At 59.1% G+C, this 19,197-nt stretch carries 17 protein-coding genes; 7 read left to right on the forward strand and 10 right to left on the reverse strand.

Annotated elements, in window-relative coordinates; genetic code table 11:
• Positions 1 to 9: 9 nt before the first annotated feature.
• Complete coding sequence (locus LEPTO7104_RS43825) at positions 10 to 378, forward strand: DUF6629 family protein (protein WP_422879841.1); 369 nt, start codon at positions 10 to 12, stop codon at positions 376 to 378.
• On the forward strand, positions 305 to 685 hold the full coding sequence (locus LEPTO7104_RS35675; protein WP_225887064.1) for a DUF6629 family protein: 381 nt from the start codon (positions 305 to 307) through the stop codon (positions 683 to 685). The genes LEPTO7104_RS43825 and LEPTO7104_RS35675 overlap by 74 nt, the downstream gene beginning before the upstream one ends.
• 345 nt (positions 686 to 1,030) lie before the next feature.
• On the opposite strand, the gene LEPTO7104_RS0127840 is transcribed toward LEPTO7104_RS35675, so the two are convergent.
• Complete coding sequence (locus tag LEPTO7104_RS0127840; RefSeq protein ID WP_017301874.1) at positions 1,031 to 2,482, reverse strand: MFS transporter; 1,452 nt, start codon at positions 2,480 to 2,482, stop codon at positions 1,031 to 1,033.
• 161 nt (positions 2,483 to 2,643) lie between these two features.
• Entirely contained in the window at positions 2,644 to 3,582 is a 939-nt protein-coding gene (locus LEPTO7104_RS0127845) for a glycosyltransferase family 2 protein (protein WP_017301875.1), read from the reverse strand.
• Positions 3,583 to 3,727: 145 nt separating this feature from the next.
• Between LEPTO7104_RS0127845 and LEPTO7104_RS0127850 the strand changes: the two genes are divergently transcribed.
• Entirely contained in the window at positions 3,728 to 4,258 is a 531-nt protein-coding gene (locus tag LEPTO7104_RS0127850; RefSeq protein WP_155523820.1) for a hypothetical protein, read from the forward strand.
• A 22-nt stretch (positions 4,259 to 4,280) separates the two neighbouring features.
• Here LEPTO7104_RS0127850 and LEPTO7104_RS0127855 read toward each other — a convergent pair whose 3' ends face one another.
• Positions 4,281 to 7,430: a UPF0182 family protein gene (locus tag LEPTO7104_RS0127855; RefSeq protein ID WP_017301877.1), complete on the reverse strand. Its 3,150-nt coding sequence runs from the start codon at positions 7,428 to 7,430 to the stop codon at positions 4,281 to 4,283.
• 433 nt (positions 7,431 to 7,863) lie between these two features.
• Here LEPTO7104_RS0127855 and treZ point away from each other — a divergent pair, with 433 nt between their 5' ends.
• Positions 7,864 to 9,711: a malto-oligosyltrehalose trehalohydrolase gene (treZ, locus tag LEPTO7104_RS0127860; RefSeq protein ID WP_026073149.1), complete on the forward strand. Its 1,848-nt coding sequence runs from the start codon at positions 7,864 to 7,866 to the stop codon at positions 9,709 to 9,711.
• Between the two features lie 281 nt (positions 9,712 to 9,992).
• On the opposite strand, the gene LEPTO7104_RS0127865 is transcribed toward treZ, so the two are convergent.
• The 6 genes from LEPTO7104_RS0127865 to LEPTO7104_RS0127890 all read right to left on the reverse strand — a co-directional run bounded on the left by LEPTO7104_RS0127865 (position 9,993) and on the right by LEPTO7104_RS0127890 (position 15,483).
• The gene (locus tag LEPTO7104_RS0127865) at positions 9,993 to 10,682 is read right to left on the reverse strand and encodes a DUF4079 family protein (RefSeq protein ID WP_017301879.1); all 690 of its coding nucleotides are present in this window, start codon (positions 10,680 to 10,682) and stop codon (positions 9,993 to 9,995) included.
• A 137-nt stretch (positions 10,683 to 10,819) separates the two neighbouring features.
• Positions 10,820 to 11,587, reverse strand: coding sequence for a hypothetical protein (locus LEPTO7104_RS0127870; protein ID WP_017301880.1), 768 nt, complete (start codon positions 11,585 to 11,587; stop codon positions 10,820 to 10,822).
• Between the two features lie 428 nt (positions 11,588 to 12,015).
• On the reverse strand, positions 12,016 to 12,621 hold the full coding sequence (locus LEPTO7104_RS0127875) for a TetR/AcrR family transcriptional regulator (protein ID WP_017301881.1): 606 nt from the start codon (positions 12,619 to 12,621) through the stop codon (positions 12,016 to 12,018).
• Positions 12,622 to 12,784: 163 nt separating this feature from the next.
• The gene (locus tag LEPTO7104_RS0127880) at positions 12,785 to 13,342 is read right to left on the reverse strand and encodes a DUF4168 domain-containing protein (RefSeq protein ID WP_083887154.1); all 558 of its coding nucleotides are present in this window, start codon (positions 13,340 to 13,342) and stop codon (positions 12,785 to 12,787) included.
• A gap of 54 nt (positions 13,343 to 13,396) precedes the next feature.
• A complete protein-coding gene (gene fghA / locus LEPTO7104_RS0127885) occupies positions 13,397 to 14,248 on the reverse strand; it encodes an S-formylglutathione hydrolase (protein ID WP_017301883.1) in 852 nt (283 codons plus the stop codon).
• 125 nt (positions 14,249 to 14,373) lie between these two features.
• Positions 14,374 to 15,483: an S-(hydroxymethyl)glutathione dehydrogenase/class III alcohol dehydrogenase gene (locus tag LEPTO7104_RS0127890; protein WP_017301884.1), complete on the reverse strand. Its 1,110-nt coding sequence runs from the start codon at positions 15,481 to 15,483 to the stop codon at positions 14,374 to 14,376.
• 279 nt (positions 15,484 to 15,762) lie between these two features.
• Between LEPTO7104_RS0127890 and LEPTO7104_RS0127895 the strand changes: the two genes are divergently transcribed.
• Complete coding sequence (locus LEPTO7104_RS0127895) at positions 15,763 to 16,323, forward strand: pilus assembly FimT family protein (protein ID WP_017301885.1); 561 nt, start codon at positions 15,763 to 15,765, stop codon at positions 16,321 to 16,323.
• Positions 16,324 to 16,397: 74 nt separating this feature from the next.
• Positions 16,398 to 16,589, forward strand: coding sequence for a hypothetical protein (locus LEPTO7104_RS0127900; protein ID WP_017301886.1), 192 nt, complete (start codon positions 16,398 to 16,400; stop codon positions 16,587 to 16,589).
• Between the two features lie 109 nt (positions 16,590 to 16,698).
• Here LEPTO7104_RS0127900 and fcl read toward each other — a convergent pair whose 3' ends face one another.
• Positions 16,699 to 17,652 (reverse strand): GDP-L-fucose synthase, encoded by a 954-nt coding sequence (gene fcl / locus LEPTO7104_RS0127905; RefSeq protein ID WP_017301887.1) that lies wholly within the window; start codon positions 17,650 to 17,652, stop codon positions 16,699 to 16,701.
• A gap of 473 nt (positions 17,653 to 18,125) precedes the next feature.
• Between fcl and LEPTO7104_RS0127910 the strand changes: the two genes are divergently transcribed.
• Positions 18,126 to 19,133 (forward strand): ArsJ-associated glyceraldehyde-3-phosphate dehydrogenase, encoded by a 1,008-nt coding sequence (locus LEPTO7104_RS0127910; protein WP_026073151.1) that lies wholly within the window; start codon positions 18,126 to 18,128, stop codon positions 19,131 to 19,133.
• Positions 19,134 to 19,197 lie beyond the last annotated feature (64 nt).

Below are 19,197 nucleotides of genomic sequence, written 5' to 3' on the forward strand. Positions count from 1 at the left end.
GATCAACCCGTGTGTTTTTCAGCTTCGGTTAGCTTTGCCGCCAGTGCCGTTCTAATTCCGGTCGGCGTCTATTGCATTAGAGTGGCGCTCTCCAACACGGCCTATTTACCCTTTGCTGCTGTGCCCCTGGCTTTTGGCATCCAGCAGGGGTTTGAGGGGGTTATCTGGTCGGGCATTCACGCCAACAATGCCGTCGCCATGCATTTTGGTGCATTGGCGTTTCTTCTTTTTTTCCCACTGGTTTTGGCTCGTTTGGCCCCCTTACATTGCGCTACGACTCGAACCCAATCAGAGAATTCAGCAGGTGTGTCGCGGCTTTTTGCTGGCAGGGGCACTGGCTGGAGCGCTGCTCTACCTGCCCCTGGTCATTCACTATGACTGGCTATCGGTCGCGGTCAGGCAGGGCTCCATTGAGTATCAGGCCCGATTTATTGGGGAGGTCATACCGAATGTGTTTACTCGCCTACTCTACGCGCTGATAATTTTTATTCCATTGCTTATCTCCTCCAATGCAGATATCAGAATTTGGGGGATGTTAATTGCAGCGTCTGCTCTGATGAGTTCCCTGATCTTTAGCTATGCCTTCGTCTCGGTGTGGTGTTTTTTTGCCGCACTTTTATCGCTCTACATTCTGCGCACGCTTTTGAAGGCCAACCCGGTACTGCCAGAGCAAGCTATGCCATAGCGGCACTAAAGTCACCTCCATAACAAATTCGTGATGTCCTAGGGCGGACAGCCTGGTGGGTAGCCGTGGGGCTAGTTGCGACCTCCATGCCTTTGACCAAACCCTGGCCGATAACCTGGAGGTCTGCCAATCCTCGGGTCGGCGGTTCAAGCCCGCCTCCTGGCGTACCTTGTAACCACTCGGGCATGGCAATTTGTTACGATTTCAGGCTAATCGGCAGTTGGGACGAGGCCGAGTTAGAGAAGTTAGAGAAGGAGGAGAATGGAGAAGGAGGAGAATGGGCAAGATTTTTTTGACACCGCCCGCTTCCCCTCGTTTAGCCCCTGGGGAAAGCGGGGTTAGCGTTTAATCAGGGGCCAAGCTGGCCGTTTTGATCTCCGCCGCCGCTGCGGTTTCTAGGGGCTGGCCGCTGGTTTCAATCTGAAAAATAAACGTCACCACCGCCGCTAGAACGCAGCAGCCCGACAGGGCCAACAACAATGGCGGCACCCCCCAGGTCTTTTGCAAAATGGGCAGCACAAAGGTGCCCACCACCGCCCCGGCCTTGGCAAAGGCCGCCGCAAATCCTACCCCTGTGGCTCGCATAGCGGTCGGAAATACCTCCCCTGAGAGCAAAAACGTGGTGGCGTTGGGGCCAGCATTCATCATCAGGTTAAACACCAGGAACCCCGCCAGCACCAGCCCGATCTCGCCGCGACTGCCGGTGGGCAACAGCCCTGAGGCGGCCAGAATGCCCAGGCCCACCGCCATGCCCAAAAAGCCGAGGATCTGAAGCCGAATGCGGCCCAGCGTTTCGACCAGCGCGATCGCGCCGAGAAACCCCAAAATCAAAAACACATCCACCGCCGCAGCCCCCTGGGCCGCACCCATCTCACGGGCCATAAAGTCGGCCTCACCCGCAAAGGCCAGGACGCCGATAATGGCCGGGGTAAAGATGCCGATGCCGTAGGTGGCAATGTCTTGCAGAAACCAGGGCACCGAGGCCAGGATGGTGCGGCGGCGATGGGCGGGGGCGAACAAGGTGCCGTAGGTGGGGCGATCGCCTGAGACCGGCGGCTCTAGCGCTGGGGTAATGGCGATCGGGGTTTCGAGCAGCTGGGTCGCGGCTTTGGAGGCCTCGGCGTATTCGCCCCGGCTGATGTAGTAGCGGGGACTCTCCAGGCCAAAGCTGAGCCGCACGATCGCCACCGCCACCGCCAGCACAACCCCCACCCCCAGCATCCAGCGCCAGGCGTAGTGAATCGCCATCTGGTCGCTGTCGGGGTAGAGGGTGCGAAACAGGTGAATGGTCACCAGGCCGGTGACCGCCCCCAGCAAGGCCCCCACCGCCTGGAAGGTAAACGCCCCAATCACCATGCGGCCCCGGTGGCGGGCCGGCACATTCTCGGTGATGTAGGACACGCTGATCGGGTAGTCGGCCCCAATGCCCACCCCCACCAAAAAGCGAAAGGCAATCAGCGAGGCGACATTCCAGGCCAGGGCGGTGCCAGCGGTGGCGACCACAAAAATGGCCACATCCACAATCAGCATCAGCTGGCGGCCAACCCGATCGGTAATCGGCCCCAGGGTGAGGGAGCCGACCAGAGACCCGGCCACCGCCGCTGTGGCGATCGCCCCCACCGCCGTGGCCCCCAGCCCAAAGTGGCGCTGCAAAAACGGCATCGCCACCCCAATAATGAAAAAGTCGAAGCCGTCTAGGGCAATTAGCCCCGCCGACAGCAGCCACAGCAGCCCCATGGTGCGGGTGATGGGGGAGGCATCTAGCTGGGCTTCAAACGAGGCTGGGATTGGCGTCATGCATCGGCCTCCTTGGCTTTGGAGCTGGCTCCAGGGGCTTCATCCTCAAGCTGGAGCAGGCGGTTACCGGCGGGTAGGTCTAGAATTGGCGCGATCGCGCGTAGCCGATAGGCTGCATCAATATTCCCCCGCCAGCTCAGGCAGCATGGCTCCGCCGTCTGTTAACCTTCCTGCTGCATTTCGCGGTAGGCGGCATAGACCCCCTGCACCGTGTACCAGTTGAGGAAAATTCGGGCAAGTTCCAGGGCCAGGGCCGGTTTTCCCTGGTCAATCAGCCAGCGCAGCAGCGGTGCCATAGTCTTTTCGTTGAGGGTGCCGCCAGCGGTGAGTAGCCCCCACAAAATGCGGTGCAGCCAGGTCATTTGAATCATCATCCTGACGTCGCGGGTGGGGTGCTTTTGGTAAAACAGCGCTCCCATGCGGCCCCGCTGAATTTCCTGGTCAATCATTTTGGGAATTTGATCGAGGGAGAAGGGGGCGTGGTAGTGGTAGCCGGTGGCCTCGGGTACCTTGACCATCGACACGCCCAAGTTTTTGAGCCGCACCCCAAGCTCTAAATCTTCCCAGCCGTAGAGGCGAAAGTCGAGGTCAAACAGCCCGGCGGTGGTGAGCCAGTGCTTGGCGATCGCCACGTTGGCGGTATCAAAAAAGGCGTTGGAAAAGTCGGTGACCTTGGCTGGTTCGGCGGTGGGCTGCTCAAAGTTGGCGGTGTTGACCAAGCGACCGGCGGTAAAAACGCGGTCATCGCCCAGGCGCTGGTAGGCGTCGGTCAGGGCCTGGGCGTGGGCCTGTAGCGCCCCCGGCACCAAAATTACGTCGCTGTCTATAAAGGCGATCACATCGCCCCGGGCCACCTCAACGCCGTAGTTGCGGGCTGCCCCAGCCCCCCCGTGATCGCGCTCAAACAGCCGCACGTGGGGAAATTCAGCGGCGTTTTGGCGCAGCCAGTCCTGGGTGCCGTCGGTCGAGCCGTCGTCTACCACCACCAGCTCGAAGTCGGTAATGAGCGCCGGGTCATAGGTCTGCTGCTCCAGGGCGCGGAGGCATTTTTCCAGGATGGGTTTGCGGTTATAGGCGGGGGTAACAACGCTGATAAACACGGCAGGCCTTCACAATAGCGTTCTCATCCTAGCGCCTTCCCTTCGCCCCACGCGATGGCACTGGGCCAGGAACCTGTGCCGCCCTAAACGATCCGTGGCATAATTCAGTATGGATGAACTTTAGTTCAAATGTATCTTTACTCCGTTGCGGGTCACGGAAGGTAAGCAGGGTGTACAGCGGGGACGCACAGTGGTGAGCGATCGCGGGCAGGGTAAGGGCTGGTGGGGTAGGGGGCTATTGGCCCTGGTGCTGCTTGGCGGGCTGGCAAGCTGCTCGGCCCCTGCCGATGCCCCTGGCCCCCGCAACGTCACCCTGTCGCAAAAGTGGGCACTGCAGCCGGGCGATCGCCTGGCCGGCTACGAGGTGCAGAGCGGCCTGGGGGACATCACCCTGGACATTCGAGGGAATCGGGTGTTTATGCCCTTTGACGGCGAAGTCCAGCCCGCCGAGGGGAGCGAAAATCTGTGCGTGATTTTGTCGAGCCCCGACGTGCCCGCCTACCTGTTTCGCCTCTGCGGGCTGCGGCAGGTGCAGATGGGCGATCGCGCCCAGGGCGACCCCATCGGCAGCGGTGACAGCGTAGCCTTTGCCACCCTTCGCCGCCAGGCCGACGGCACCTGGGCCATGGTGGAACCCGCCAAAGAGCTGATCGCCCAATTTTTAGATCAGCCCTAGTCGTCTGCGGCAGACTCCGGCGCTATGGCTGGACGTCCGGCAGGCCCAGTTCCGCCCCGTTGGCCGAAGCGCCGGAGGGCGTCTCGATGTCGATCAGGCCGGGGAGAGGATTGTCGTCAGGGGCATCTTCGTTCAGGTCGCGCAGAATGGGGGCGGCAGGGGCGGGGGTTTCTAAAAACACCGCCGACAGCACCGCTTGCAGGGTCGGGGCCATGGCAATGCGGTTTTTGTAAACCATGATCACCCGCGTCAGGGTCGGCACCTGATTTTGCTCGGCCACCAGGTACAGCGGTTCGACGTAGATCAGCGATTGCTCGATCGGAATCACCAGCAGATTTCCCTGCTGCGCCCGCGACCCCTGGGTATCCCACAGGGAAATGCGCTGGGAAATTTCGGGGTCCTGGTTGATGCGGGCCTCGATCTGCTCGGGGCCAAACACCAGCTCTTGCTTGGGGAAGCGGTAGAGCAGCCGCAGCCCGTAGCGATCGCCGTCGGACCTGGCCGCCAGCCAGGCGATCAGGTTGTTGCGCTGGGCTGGGGTAAACAGCCGCAGCAGCACAAACTCCTCGGTATCCTCCTGGGGCAGCTTCATAATGAGGTAGTAGGGTTCCACCGTCTGCGACTCGTTGGCGTAGATTTCGCTGGGGGCGCGCCACTGGTCTTCTCGGTTGTAGAACACCTGCGGGTCGGTCATGTGGTAGGTCATCAGCGAGTCGGCCTGCACCGAAAACAAATCCTGGGGGTAGCGAATGTGGGCGCGCAGCGTCTCTGGCATCGCCTCCAGGGATTCAAACATGCCGGGCAGCAGCCGACTCCAGGTTTGAATGATGGGATCGCTGGGTTCAGAGACAAAAAAGCTCACCGACCCGTTGAAGGCATCGACCACCACCTTGACCGAGTTGCGAATGTAGTTGAAGTCGTTGCTGCCGGGGTCGGAATAGGGGTAGCGGCCGCTGACGGTGTAGGCGTCAACAATCCAGTAGAGGTAGTTCTCGCCGGTTTGGGAGTTGAAGTTTTCGGCAATAAAGCTGGGGTCGCGATCGCGAAACGCATCGAAGTCGATACTCGCCGGAGCGCGGCTGCCGTGGCTGGGACCAGTGCCCCACTGGCTGGAGGCATCGCCAATGTCGACGGTGACCAGGTAGGGGTCGGTGTCAAAGCGCAGAAAGGGCGCGATCGCCCGCACGCGATCGGCAATGTTGCGACGAAACAGCAGCCGGGTGTCGCCGGTAAAGTCTTCGGTAAACAGCATCCGCCAGTCCAGCAGGTGGCGGGCAAACAGCAGCCGCCGCCAGCCGCTTTCCAGGTTAATGCCGCCCCGGCCCAGGTAGGTGGTGTAGATGTTCTCGTTGCCGCTGGGGTAGTCCAGCTCCAGCGCCTGGGTATTGGTCATGATGTAGGTGTTGGTCAGCTCGCCAAAGTACAGGCGCGGATCGCCGATGGGAATGCTCTGGCGCACCTCCTCGCTGCTGGGAACGTTGTCGATGCCGCGCACAAAGTAGGTGGGCAACCCATCCGGACCTGCCGTATTCACCGGGCTCATGGTGAAGCCGAACCCGTGGGTGTAAACCAGGTGCTCGTTGACCCAGGTCTTGGCGATGTCGGGCACGCGCTCATAGTTCAGCTCCCGCGCCGAGATCATCACCTGGCGGCGCTCCGAGCGGCGCTGATCGTTCAGAATGCTGTAGCGATCGAAGTCGGCGTCGGTAAACTCGTAGTACAGCCGAATTTGCTGGAGCTGGCGGTTGCTCTCCAGCAGCGGGCGCGGGTCCCAGAGGCGAATATTTTCCAGGGTGAGGTCGTTGTTTTCCAAGTCGGCAGTGGTCAGATCGCCGCTGGGGTCAAAGGGCTCCGACTCAATCGCCTCCAGGTCAAAGGCCGCCCGAGTCAGCGCAATGGAGTCGGTGATGAAGGGCCGCTCGCGCTGTAGCTCGTTGGGCTGCACCACCAGCCGCTGCACCACCAGTGGGGCCAGCACCAGCCCCAGCACCGTCAGCACCAGGTAGCCGCAGATGCCCTTGACCAACAGGCTGGTGCGGCCAAAGCCTGCCCCCCAGCCCAGGGGCGCCGTCTGCACCCTGGCCCGCGATCGCCCCATGGGGTTGATATAGCCCGGTACTTCCAGGCGCCCGCGCAGGGTAAAGACCAGCCCTAAAATCAGCGTAAACAGGGCCAGCGCCCAGCTGGCGGGCAGCAGTACGTGAATGTGGGTGTACCCGGCCCCGTACACCACCCCTTCGCGGGAGTAGAGGATCTCGTAGCGGCCCAGCCAGTGGCTAAAGCTGGTGGCCAAAAACAACAGCCCCGCCAGGGTGTAGAGGTGCTGCTGCTGCGGTGGCGAAAAGCCGTAGAACCGCCCCTGGCTGAGGGTGTTGTTGACGAGGAGATAGACCAGATAAACGCTGACCAGGGTAAAAAAGAGGGTGCCAATCACCCAAAACTCCAGCAGGTGCAGTACCGGCAGCCGAAAAATATAGAAGGAAATATCGCGCTTAAAAATTGGGTCTACGCTGTCGTAGGAGGCCGGGTTGAGCGCCAGCAGCAGGGTAGGCCACTGCTTCGCCAAAATGAGCCCATAGCCCAGACTCATGAACACCGCCGCCAGCCGCCCCAGCTGCCGGGGGTAGATTAAAAACGCCACGGTGCTGATGCCCAGGGCCAGAATCAGCCAGGGCTGGGTAATAAAAATTTGGCCAATAACGTTAAACAGCTGTAGCTTGGGCCACAGGGGCAGCGGCGTGCTGGAGTCGTAGAGGGTCGACGTCTGCTGCCAAAAGTCTCTGGCAATTTGCCCCTGGTAAATCAGCTGCACCCCAACGAGAAAGCTCAGGGTGGCCCCCAGCACCAGCAGCCCAGCTAGCCCCAGACTGCGGGCTCGGGAGTCGCGATCGCTCGGTACATCGAGGGGTTTAGCCCGGTCAGCCAGGCTGAGGTTGCTCCAGGTAAAGAGCAGCGTCAGCGCAATGGGGACCAGCCCGAGGAGCAGCTGCGACCGGAGCCGCAGCCAAAACACCTCCAGGTAGTTGACCTCAGCAAACCAGAGGCGCTCGGCCTGGAGATTAACGATCGCATCAAAAAACAGCAGAGCCAGTAGCCCCAGCCCCAGACTCAGCCACCCCCACCGGGGCAGACCCCACCGCGACAAACTCTTGGCGATCGTCTTACTTACCATTGACCCTACGGATGGACAACTACCCCAGCAGTGCCTAGATTGTAGCGCTGCTTCCCTGAGCCACTATGATGGGCTGCTTTGGCCTAGCTGCCCCTCCTATCACGGCTGTCAATATGACGTTCAACCGGTTTATTCTCAGTAGGTGGAGGATAGGACATAAATCCTGACAGCAAGAAACTGATTCAGAGATCGCGGCCTGGTACAACTGGGCGAAAATCAAGCCACTGTTCTAACTCCCATAGCTCCCCTGCCCCCTTGTGATCGGCAATAGTCAATAAACTTGTGCCGTAGTCTACGTAGTAATTCCCCGCCAGTAAAATCGCCCATAGCTCGTGTTTTGGGGGAGCATACCGCCAGATAGATGCCGTGGAGGCTCAAAATCTCCAGAATTCTTGCAGCTACATCATCGAGCCATATAGAAAAGCGAGTTCGTATGAGAATTGGTGCTCATTATCTAGAAGACAGATGCTGCGAATTTACAGTTTGGGCACCGAAGGCAAAAACTGTTGCCGTACAAATTCTGGGTTCTCCAGAACGCCTACTCCCCTTAGAAGCACAAGCGGACGGGTATTGGCAGGCCACCGCAGCCGACGTTGAACCGGGAACCCGGTACCTTTACCAGCTAGACGGAGAGACGCTCAGGCCCGACCCGGCCTCTCAGTTTCAGCCTCAAGGCGTTCACCAACCGTCTCAGGTGGTGGATCCTAACTTTGACTGGAGCGATCAAAACTGGCAGAATCAGCCGCTGGTCGAGCTAATTCTCTACGAACTCCATGTCGGCACTTTTACCCCGGAGGGCACCTTTGAGGCGATTATTCCTCGCCTGCCCGATTTGAAAGCCCTGGGCGTGAATGCGATCGAGCTAATGCCGATCGCTCAGTTTGCGGGCGATCGGTCTACGGAGCACGAGGCTTACCGCAACTGGGGCTACGATGGCGTATTTCCCTTTGCGGTGCAAAATTCCTATGGACAGCCGCAACAGCTCAAGCACCTAATTGATGCCTGTCATCAGCAGGGCATAGCCGTCTTGCTCGATGTGGTCTACAACCATTTCGGCCCCGAGGGTAACTATTTCGACGACTTTGGCCCTTACCATACCGAAAAATACCGCGCAATTTGGGGCAACGCGCTCAACTTTGATGATGCCCATAGCCCCGCTGTTCGCAATTTCTTTTTGGAAAATGCGCTGTACTGGTTACGCGATTTTCACTTTGACGGATTGCGAATCGATGCGGCTCAGGCAATCTATGACCTAGGAGCAATTCATTTCCTAGAGGAATTGGCGACTAAAGTATCGGCGCTTGAACAACAGATCGGACGCCCGCTGCACTTAATCGCCGAGAGCGATCTCAACGATCCGCGCCTGATTCGTCCGGTGGAATTGGGTGGATACGGCTTAGACGCCCAGTGGGCCGATGACTTTCACCATGCTCTTTATGCCCTGCTCACAGGAGCTGATACCGCCTACTACCAAGATTTTGGCCGATGCGAACATTTAGCCAAAGCCTATCAAGAGTCATTTGTCTATGACTGGAAATATGCGCCGCACCGCCACCGACTTCATGGTCGCTCGGCGGTGGATCGATCGCCTGCTCAGTTTGTCGTTTGCATCCAAAACCACGATCAGATCGCCAATCAGTTGCCTGGGAATCGGCTTTCAAAGCTTGTTTCGTTCGAGGCTCTCAAGCTAGCGGCTGGGGCCGTGCTGCTGTCGCCCTCTATTCCGCTGCTGTTCATGGGTGAAGAATATGGCGAAGAAGCACCGTTCACCTACTTTGTTAGCCATTCCGATCCAGAGCTAATTGAGATGGTTAGAGAGGGGCGTAAAAAGGAATTTGAGTATTTTCATACTGAGGAAAAACCGCTGGACCCAGAAGCGTTTGAAACGTTTTCGATCAGCAAATTGAACTGGGAGCAGCGCCAGCAGGGAAACCATCAGGTGCTCTGGTCCTTCTACCAGCGCCTAATCCAGCTGCGGCAAACGCTGCCGGCCCTGCTGGAGCGAAAGAAGCGCACCATTGAGGCGTTTAGCGATGAGGATAAGCAGCTGGTGGGCTGGCATCGCTGGCATGGAGCCGATCGCGCGCTGTGCTTGATGAACTTCAACGCAAACCCGATTACGGTGCAGCCCCCGATCGCAGATACATCATGGCAAAAGGTGCTTGATTCGGCTGAGCCAGACTGGATGGGCAGTGGCACCCTTGCTCCAGAACAGTTGCCCAGCGGCCAGGACATTACCCTACAACCCCACAGCCTGGTGCTGTACAGCGTGTCGCCCTAAAATCTCTATTCCTGCCATCACCGTGTAACAGCTGCGATCGCAGCTGCAACCCAAATGCCTACTGATCAGGACTGTCAATTCGGGGGTATGGGCGATCGCTTGGCTCACATAAGAGCAACAAGCTGAGCATGCCAAGGCCTTCATTTGTCCTAGGTAATAAATTTAAGGGGGAAGTTGCAGAAATGCTAGGTCATGACAATGACCCACCCAGCCGTATAGCTGGGCGGGGATGAAGCGGCTTTTGCCTGGAGCAGGCTTGGAGGGGCGGGCGATCGCCATCCCTAGCAGGTCTTATTCACAAAATCACACTTGTAAATAAAGGGTTCCTGCCACTGCGGCGGAATCTCGAGCAGATCGCGCACGCCCGTCACGCCCTGGCTAATAAACAGCAGCACCGCCACCGTATTGAGGGCCGCGTGGGCGAGCCGCCAGCGCTTAGATTTATAGATTTCGGGCAGGGTGGCCAGGGCAAAAATCATTAGCATGGCCGCCGCCATACCAAAGTAAAAGTGGGAGAGATACCACTCATAGTCGCGCCGAAACACCCCCGGCTGCATGCCCAACAGCCACAGCCCCATGCCAGTCAGCGTCGCGAATACGCCGCGCCACTGGGGCGCGCCAGAGCGATACAGCAGCACCAGAGTGGCAATGGTAAAGGCGTACATCGCCGCCACAAAAATGACCCGAAACGGGTCGCTGGCCCAGGCATTGTCACTCACAATGGTCTTGAAAATCGGGTGGGCTAGCCCCAGCAGCACCAGGCTGACGACGGCCCCAGCCAGCCATTGCCCCACGCGGACGTGCTCCCTGCCCACCACCGGAGCGATCGCGGTCTTGGTTTTGTTGACTACGGCTAACCGCCGCTGGCGCGTCTGCGCCGCAAAGTACACCGCAACGCCAATCAGCGGCATGACCAGCGTAACGGCCATAAACGGGTGCAGCATTCTCAGTAGATCGGTGGCATCCAGCATGGGGGCTCCTCAGGGCAAAGGGTCAGATCGGGCAGGGGGCTTTCTTAGAGTAGGGCAATGCCTCAGCCAGCGCCGTGCTGCGGTTAACCAGGGCATGCCAGCCATCAAAAATGCTTGGACTCAATGTAGCGATCGCCCTAAACCCAAAGATTAAAGCGAGATAAGTGTTGCTCTAGCGCCCTGGGCAGCTGCTTGGCCACCTCGGCCTTAGTTTTGAAGGTCAGTCGATTCTGCGCGGGCAAATCAAAGGGATACTGCCCCACCAGATCCGATCGCTCCATCTGGGCCAGCAAAATCTGCTCGGCGGGCTTGGCCTGGAGGGCATAGCCCATCTCCACGCACACGTGGGGGCTGGGCACCAGCAGGGTGGTGTTGCCCTCCACCGCCACAATTGGGGTGCCGTCGGCCACAAACAGCAGCGACTTGCGAATTTTGCGGGTGAGGGCGCTGTTGAGGCGAGCGGGGCCGTCGCTGAGCCGGTGCGACACCTCCAGGCTGAGGGCAACGCGAGATTTTTTGTTCAGGCTCTCTACCGCCGCCATCAGCCCCTGATGCAGAACCTCCGCCGACTCGCCGTACTCCTGCTGGTAGCAGAAGTAGATGATCGGCTCCAGGTGGGCCATCACCTCCTGTTTGGTGAAGTAGATCTCGTGGCTGATCAGATCGATGTTGGCGATCGCATAGCCGCCGCTGCCCTCAATGTAAAACTCCACGGTTTCGCCATCGAGATAGCGCTGAAACCAGGCCGACTGCTTGACATCGGCGCTGTCGTCCAAGAAATCGGCCCGCAGCGCCGACTTCAGCAGGCTATTTTTGCTCAGCCGCAGGTCGTGGGGGCGTTGCTCTAGCTCCCGCACCGGCTCGTAGGCTTCGAGATACCAGGCTTTGAGGGCAATGATGGCCATAGGGAAGCATCCTCTGGAGCTATGCGCTGACCGGCTTAAGCCAGGCTTGGGCGATCGGGCGCGGGGCAGAAATTATCGCTTGATTCTAAGCCCAGATGGCATTTTTCAAAGGAACAAAATTGAAAGAAATGTTGCATTTCCGCAGTAGGATTTCCCCAAACTGCCCAAGAACCGGCCTTCCTTTGGGCAGCCACCCGGCCAGAGAACCATCGCGATCGCCATTGCCATCCGCCCAATCACCGCCCTGGCGCCGTATTTTATAGTTCAATTGTACTACATTATTGACAAATCTGCTATTCCTGCCGAGTCTGCTGGGCCAGTGTGGCCCGCCTCTGCGCCCCGACTCTCATTGTCAACATGTCCCCCGGCACCTGGCCTACACAGCCCGGCGACAAACCGCTGGCTCATCTGTCTTGCTTACTGGACGTCTACGCCAGCACGCCGTTTAGGAAAATATCCGTCAAACATTCCGCCAGCTCTTTCATCGACTGGGGCGAGGCGGCTTCGTCGCCCAGGGTGTCCTGGCTGAACCCGGCGACGGTGAACATACCCAAAAAGACCCGCGCCACCATGCGGGCGTTCATCGGGCGGTAGACGCCGCGATCCATCGCGGTCTGAAAAAAGGCTTCGGCCACGTCGATCATTTTGCCGATCACCTCGGTCTGAATCTGCTCGCGCAGCTCGGGGTGAAACTGCGCCTCCATAAAGCACACCCGCATCAGGGCCGAGTTTTTTTGCAGGTTGAGCATGCGCCGCTGCATTACCTGACCGATCGCCTTGTAGCTGCCCATTTCGCTCAGCTCCGTCAGCAGGTCGGTGAGGATTTCGACCCAGCCCTGGCTGGCCACCGCCACTAAAATGGCCTTCTTATTCTCAAAATGGCGGAACAGAGTGCCCTCGGCCACCCCCGCCACCTGAGCCAGCTCGCGGGTGGTGGTGCCGCCGTAGCCCCGTTTGGCAAACAGCTTTAGCGCCGCCTGCAAGATCTTAGTTTCGGTATCGACTTCGGCGGCGGCTTTAAAGAAAGGCACCATGACTGTAGACCTCTAGGAATGAGCGCAAGCGGGCTCTTGTGGCCCATTGTGACTCCATAATCTTGAGGCCTGAAGCGAGGTTTACATAACCTCATAAAACCTGAAATAACTACTCCTGAGGGTCGCCGCCGAGGGTACATCCTGGCGCTCCCCCCAGTCGTTTTTAGGAGGCAGCTTCTGAGGCAGCCAGAGTTTGCTTCACAATCTCATCGCTGATTTTCCGCTGCAGGTCGGTATCGTCGGCAGACTGTTCCAGAATGGCGTTAAAGGTGTCTACCGAGAGGCCATCGGCTTCAATGACCTTTTCCATTTCCCCTTCGGTGCTCTGGCGAATCGCAATAATGCGGTCTACGGCAGCTTTAAACTGCTTGTCTTCTTTTTTTGAGAACTTCGCCTTGGCGGCCGCTTTGGCCGGGTCGTCGCCCTGGGCCGCGCTGCCGATCTGGGTTTCGGCGATCGCGTTAAACCGCTCAATGCTCAGCCCTTCGTCTTCAACCGCCTCGGCCATCTCCTGCTCGGCCTGCATGCGCAGGGTTTGCACCGTTTGATAGGCCTTAGCAAACAGAGGAATATCGCTATCGCTGATCGCCGCCTTGGTCACTTCAACCACCTCAACTGTGGGGGCCTGGGCAACCAACGAGGGTGCAGAGCTGGCCCAGGCGGTGCCTGGAACGAGCCATGCCAGCAGCATGATTAGGGCAGCAGCACAATATCTCACCATAGCGGAGTCTCCTGATTAAACGATCGCAACTTGGCCTGGATAGTCTTCCCTAGCCTATCCCCTTGTTAGCACATCGGCATGGTGGCGCAGGTGGTCGGCCATAAAGGAAGCCATAAAAAAGTAGCTGTGATCGTACTCCGGCTGCATGCGCAGGTTCAGGGGTTGCCCGGCCGCTTTGCAGGCGGCGGCGAAGAGGTCCGGCAGCAATTGATTTTGCTTCAAAAAGGGGTCGGCGGTGCCCTGGTCGATCAAGATGGTGCGCCTCGGCTGGGCAGCGGTTTTGACCAGTTCGGTGGCATCGTAGTCCTGCCATGGGGCGGTGTCGGCACCCAGGTAGCCCGCAAACGCCTTCTGCCCCCAGGGGCAATGGGAGGGGGCGGCGATCGGCGCAAAGGCCGAGATCGACTTGAACAGGTCGGGGTTGCGCAGCCCGCACACCAGCGCCCCGTGGCCCCCCATGGAGTGGCCGAAAATGCCCATGCGATCGCGGTTTATCGGAAACTCATGGGCAATCAGCTCCGGCAGTTCTTTCACCACGTAGCTGTACATGTTGTAGTGAGTGCTCCAGGGCGCCACCGTCGCATCCACATAAAACCCAGCCCCTTTGCCAAAGTCCCAGGCGTCGGCCTCATCGGGCACCGCCTCGCCGCGAGGGCTGGTGTCTGGGGCCACCAGCATGAGTCCGTGTTCGGCCGCATAGCGCTGCGCCCCCGCCTTGCTGGTGAAATTGTCTTCGGTGCAGGTAAGGCCCGACAGGTAAAACAGCACCGGTACCGGGCCAGCCTGGGCCTGGGGCGGCACAAACACCGCAAACCGCATGTCGCAGTGGCATGCGATCGAGGGGTGGCTGTAGTAGCCTACGGTGCCGCCAAAGCAGGTGTGTTGATTGTGGAGGGTGAGGGGCATAGCGGGAGATAGGGGAGAGGTTTGGGGCTTTGGGTGTCGGGTCTACGATCTACGGTGAGCGGTTTACGGTTTGCGGCTTGGGGTTTACGGTAGGTCGTGCACCGTGAACCGCTCACCGTGTCTCCCTAAAACGTCACCACGCTGCGGATGCTCTCGCCCCGGTGCATCAGGTCGAAGGCGGTGTTGATCTCATCGAGCGGCATGACGTGGGTGATCAGGTCGTCAATATTGATCTTGCCGTCCATATACCAATCGACGATTTTGGGTACATCGGTGCGTCCCCTGGCCCCACCAAAGGCGGTTCCCTTCCATTCGCGCCCGGTCACCAGCTGAAAGGGGCGGGTACTAATTTCTTCGCCCGCCGCCGCCACGCCGACAATGACGCTGACGCCCCAGCCCTTGTGGCAGCACTCCAGCGCCTGACGCATGAGGTTGACGTTGCCCACGCACTCAAAGCTGTAGTCGGCTCCGCCCCCGGTCAGATCCACTAGGTAGGGCACCAGGTCGCCCTCCACCTCCTTGGGGTTAACAAAATGGGTCATGCCAAATTTTTCGGCCATTTCGCGCCGGGCGGGGTTAATGTCCACACCAATGATTTTGCTGGCCCCCACCATGCGGCAGCCCTGAATTACGTTCAGGCCAATGCCGCCGAGGCCAAACACTACCACGTTGGCCCCCGGCTCTACCTTGGCGGTGTTGATTACCGCGCCCAGGCCGGTGGTGACGCCGCAGCCGATGTAGCAGACTTTTTCAAAGGGCGCGTCGGATCGAATTTTGGCCAGGGAGATCTCGGGCACTACGGTGTAGTTGGCAAAAGTAGAGGTGCCCATGTAGTGGAACAGCGGCTCACCGCCCAGGGAAAACCGGCTGGTGCCGTCGGGCATGAGGCCGCGCCCCTGGGTGAGGCGAATGGCCTGGCAGAGGTTGGTCTTAAAACTCAGGCAGTACTCGCACTGGCGACACTCGGGCACGTACAGCGGAATCACGTGATCGCCGGGTTTGAGGCTGGTGACGCCGGGGCCGACCTCCACGACCACCCCAGCCCCCTCGTGGCCCAGCACGGCCGGAAACAGGCCTTCGGGGTCTTTGCCCGACAGGGTATAGGCATCGGTGTGGCAAATGCCGGTGGCTTTGATTTCGACCAGCACTTCGCCCTCGCGCGGCCCTTCGAGCTTAACGGTTTCAATACTGAGGGGTTGGCCAGGGCCAAGGGCAACGGCGGCTCTAACATCCACGGGCAAAGTCTCCTTTAGAAAGTTAAATAACACCAACGCCTAGCCGGGGCAAAACTGCCCCGTTGGCAAAGCCACTTCAAAGCAGAAAGAAAAGTAGAAGCAGCTCAATCGGCGAGGCTATTGCAGTACCTTAGCCAGCTTACCGACTTTGCCGGGTTTAGGCTATGTGTCAGCCTTCTCGGACATAGCTCGGCACAATGACCGATGTTGGCTGAGCGATCGCCTGCGGCCCCTTGTGGGTGGGCATCTTGACCGCATTAAGATTTGTGCATCGACGCTATGGCTCACCTCTCGCGACAGTCCGCGCGACTGTCTGACCCGCAGGCTCAACCCGCTGGTTTTACGCTGATTGAAGGATTGATTGTGGTGGCGATTATGGGGCTGCTGGCGGCGATCGCCGCGCCGTCTTTTTTTAGTTTTTGGCAGCAGCGCAAGATCAATATCACCCAGGATATGGTTTATCAGGCCCTCAGGGTTACCCAAACCGACGCTATGCAGCAGCACCAGAGCCGTCGCTGTAGTCTTCGCGAGCGCAACGGGCGAATTGAATGGGCCAGCCATCCCGAATCGACCTTGGCCAGCCAGGTGACGAATTGGCAACCCCTAGTAGATGGCGTTGGCTTTGCCGATATCGACAATACGCTGGTGGCATCCGGTGGTGTCTACTACGCCAAATTTGACATGTACGGCAATGTGCAGGGCCAGCTGGGCACGGTGACGGTGGCCATGTCCGATCGCAAAACCACCCACCGCTGCGTTGTGGTTTCTACGATGATTGGAGCTATGCGCAAGGGCACAGGTCACACCACCGCCAACAGCAACGAACGCTTTTGCTACTGATATCAGGCCACTCCCCTAACTTGGGACAAAACCGAGTTTAATAGGTTAGCACTATGAGTGGTTTGGGAGTGGCAATGCTAGAAAGAAATGAGGGCTGGTACGTGGTTCAAGGGGAAGACGGCAGCTGCCAGGTGCTAACCGCCGAGGGAGTCAGCCGTGAACAGCTTCAGGATCAGCGCCCCATGTGGGGTCCCTACGCCACCCAAGATGAGGCGATCGCCCGGCGAGTGGGGCTGATTCGCAGCGGTAAGTGCAACCCTGTCTGATCCTCCTTCACCCCTGTCCATCCAGCCACAGGGCCGCTAGACCAACCGGCCAGCAGCCCCAGCTAATACCATTTGTACTCCGTCGGGGCATTACACCCGGGGCTAATCCCTAAGCTGCTTCACGTCCGCGCAGAGAGTCGTAACTCTGCAAGAACCAATCGTAGGTTTCCTCCAGACCGGTCTTGAGATCGGTTTTGGGCTGCCACCCGGCGGCGGCAATGCGGGAGTTGTCCATCAGCTTGCGGGGGGTACCGTCGGGTTTGGTGGCGTCAAACACCAGATCCCCTTCGTAGCCCACCACCGCTTTGATGGTCAGCGCCAGTTCTTTGATCGAAATTTCCTGCCCGGTGCCCACGTTGACGAATTCGATTTCGTTGTAGTGGTTCATTAAAAAAATCAGGGCGTCGGCCAGATCATCGACGTACAAAAACTCGCGCAGGGGGGTGCCGGTACCCCACACCGTAACGGCAGGATCGCCATTGATCTTGGCTTCGTGGAACTTGCGCATCAGCGCGGGCAGCACGTGGGAATTGGCCAGATCAAAGTTGTCGTTGATGCCGTAGAGGTTGGTGGGCATGGCCGAGATGAAGTTGACCCCGTACTGGCGGCAGTAGTTTTCGCAGAGCTTGAGGCCGGCAATTTTGGCGATCGCGTAGGGCTCGTTGGTCTGCTCCAAAAACCCCGTCAGCAGGTGCTCCTCTTTCATCGGCTGGGGGCAGAGCTTGGGATAAATGCAGGAAGACCCCAAAAACAGCAGCTTTTGCGCTTCGTGGCGGTAGGCGCTGTGGATGATGTTGGCCTCGATCATCAAGTTGTCGTAGAGAAACTCGGCCCGATAGGTATTGTTGGCATGGATGCCGCCGACCCGCGCCGCTGCCACAAAAATGTATTCAGGTTTTTCGGTGGCAAAAAAGTCGTCGACAGCAGCCTGATTGCGCAGGTCTAGCTCCTGGCTGGTGCGCTGCACCAGATTCTCGTAGCCCTTGGCTTTGAGCGCCCGCACGATGGCACTGCCCGCCAGCCCCCGAGAGCCAGCCACATAAATTTTAGATTGAGTATCCATAGGGTTAGTTTAGATAGAAATTACACGAGAACTCATGTAGATGACCTACCCCCAGCGCCACGAGTCTGGCACTGGTAGACAGCGATGACAACCGTTTAGCCGTTGAGTTTAGCGGTGGTTCACAATGGCGGCGGCACCATGGCGACCTCAGCAGCGCCTTAAACCCCTTTGATTTTGCCATTCATTGCACCCTGGCTCCATCCCTCCTGGCCAAGCAGCGCGGACCATTGCTGACGATTTTGACAATTTTGATCGCCTCTATCGTAGCCCGCTGCCCCGACCGGGCGCCCCCCACCAGGGACGAGCGCCGAGCGACGGCGCAATGTAGCCAGGACAACTTGACAAATCAAGATTTCTTGAAACAATAAAAACATCAACTTTTTTTGAAATGACGAGTTTGCTAGGCGGATAGTTTCAGCTTCCGGCGGCAGCTTGGCGTGCCTGTTACTGAGCGCGATCGCGCCGGGGGGTCTATGGTCAGAGTTGCCATCAATGGGTTTGGCCGCATTGGGCGGCTAGTGCTGCGGGCGGGCTGGGGGTTCCCCGAGCTAGAGTTTGTGCACATCAACGAGGTTAAAGGCGGCTCTGATGCAGCGGCACACCTGCTCAAGTTCGACTCGGTTCACGGTCGCTGGGCCGCCGAGGTAGAGGCCGCCGGCCCCAACAAAATCGCCATTGACGGCACCCCCCTCACCGTCAGCGCTGGGGCCACCCCCGGCGAGGTGCCCTGGGCCGACTACGGCGTAGACCTGGTGCTGGAATGCTCCGGAAAGTTTCGCACCGCAGCATCCCTGGCCCCCTACTACGACCGGGGCGTTAAAAAGGTCATTGTCGCCGCCCCGGTCAAAGCGAGCGCGCTCAACGTGGTCTACGGCATCAACGACCATCTCTACGACCCAGCCGAGCACCACCTGCTCACAGCGGCTTCCTGCACCACCAACTGCCTGGCCCCGGTGGTCAAAGTCATCCACGAAGGGCTGGGCATTCGCCACGGGGTGGTCACCACCATCCACAACCAGACCAACACCCAGACCCTTGTCGATGCCCCCCACCAGGACCTGCGCCGCGCCCGCGCCACCGGAATGTCGCTGATTCCAACCACAACGGGGTCGGCCACGGCCATTACCCTCATCTACCCCGAACTTGAGGGCAAGCTCAACGGCCTGGCCGTGCGGGTGCCCCTGCTAAATGCGTCGCTGACCGACTGCGTCTTCGAAGTCAATCGCCCCACCGCCATCGAAGAAGTCAACCAGCTGCTCAAGACCGCCGCCGACGGCCCTCTGCAAGGCATTCTTGGCTACGAAACCCGGCCCCTGGTGTCGGTGGACTACAAAGATGATTCCCGCTCCTCCATCATCGACGCCCTCTCCACCATGGTGGTGGATAATACCCAGGTCAAAATCCTGGCCTGGTACGACAACGAGTGGGGCTACTCCTGCCGCATGGCCGAACTCGCCCGCAAGGTGGCGCAGAGCTTGTAGCCCCTCCTTCCAAATCCCCTCCTGGGAGGGGTAGGGGTGGGTTGACGCAGCCTCCGAGACCCAC

Source organism: Nodosilinea nodulosa PCC 7104, from assembly GCF_000309385.1.
In the GTDB taxonomy this organism is placed as follows: Bacteria; Cyanobacteriota; Cyanobacteriia; order Phormidesmidales; family Phormidesmidaceae; genus Nodosilinea; species Nodosilinea nodulosa.

Excerpts from the sequence above, each read along its gene's own strand:
- LEPTO7104_RS0127870 (WP_017301880.1), bottom strand. The coding sequence starts at position 11,587 with ATGGCCATCATTGCCCTCAAAGCCTGGTATCTCGAAGCCTACGAGCCG.
- LEPTO7104_RS0127865 (WP_017301879.1), bottom strand. The coding sequence starts at position 10,682 with ATGCTGGATGCCACCGATCTACTGAGAATGCTGCACCCGTTTATGGCC.
- LEPTO7104_RS0127875 (WP_017301881.1), bottom strand. The coding sequence starts at position 12,621 with ATGGTGCCTTTCTTTAAAGCCGCCGCCGAAGTCGATACCGAAACTAAG.
- LEPTO7104_RS0127910 (WP_026073151.1), top strand. The coding sequence starts at position 18,126 with ATGGTCAGAGTTGCCATCAATGGGTTTGGCCGCATTGGGCGGCTAGTG.
- fghA (WP_017301883.1), bottom strand. The coding sequence starts at position 14,248 with ATGCCCCTCACCCTCCACAATCAACACACCTGCTTTGGCGGCACCGTA.
- LEPTO7104_RS0127840 (WP_017301874.1), bottom strand. The coding sequence starts at position 2,482 with ATGACGCCAATCCCAGCCTCGTTTGAAGCCCAGCTAGATGCCTCCCCC.
- LEPTO7104_RS0127900 (WP_017301886.1), top strand. The coding sequence starts at position 16,398 with ATGCTAGAAAGAAATGAGGGCTGGTACGTGGTTCAAGGGGAAGACGGC.
- fcl (WP_017301887.1), bottom strand. The coding sequence starts at position 17,652 with ATGGATACTCAATCTAAAATTTATGTGGCTGGCTCTCGGGGGCTGGCG.
- treZ (WP_026073149.1), top strand. The coding sequence starts at position 7,864 with ATGAGAATTGGTGCTCATTATCTAGAAGACAGATGCTGCGAATTTACA.
- LEPTO7104_RS0127895 (WP_017301885.1), top strand. The coding sequence starts at position 15,763 with ATGGCTCACCTCTCGCGACAGTCCGCGCGACTGTCTGACCCGCAGGCT.
- LEPTO7104_RS0127855 (WP_017301877.1), bottom strand. The coding sequence starts at position 7,430 with ATGGTAAGTAAGACGATCGCCAAGAGTTTGTCGCGGTGGGGTCTGCCC.
- LEPTO7104_RS0127880 (WP_083887154.1), bottom strand. The coding sequence starts at position 13,342 with ATGGTGAGATATTGTGCTGCTGCCCTAATCATGCTGCTGGCATGGCTC.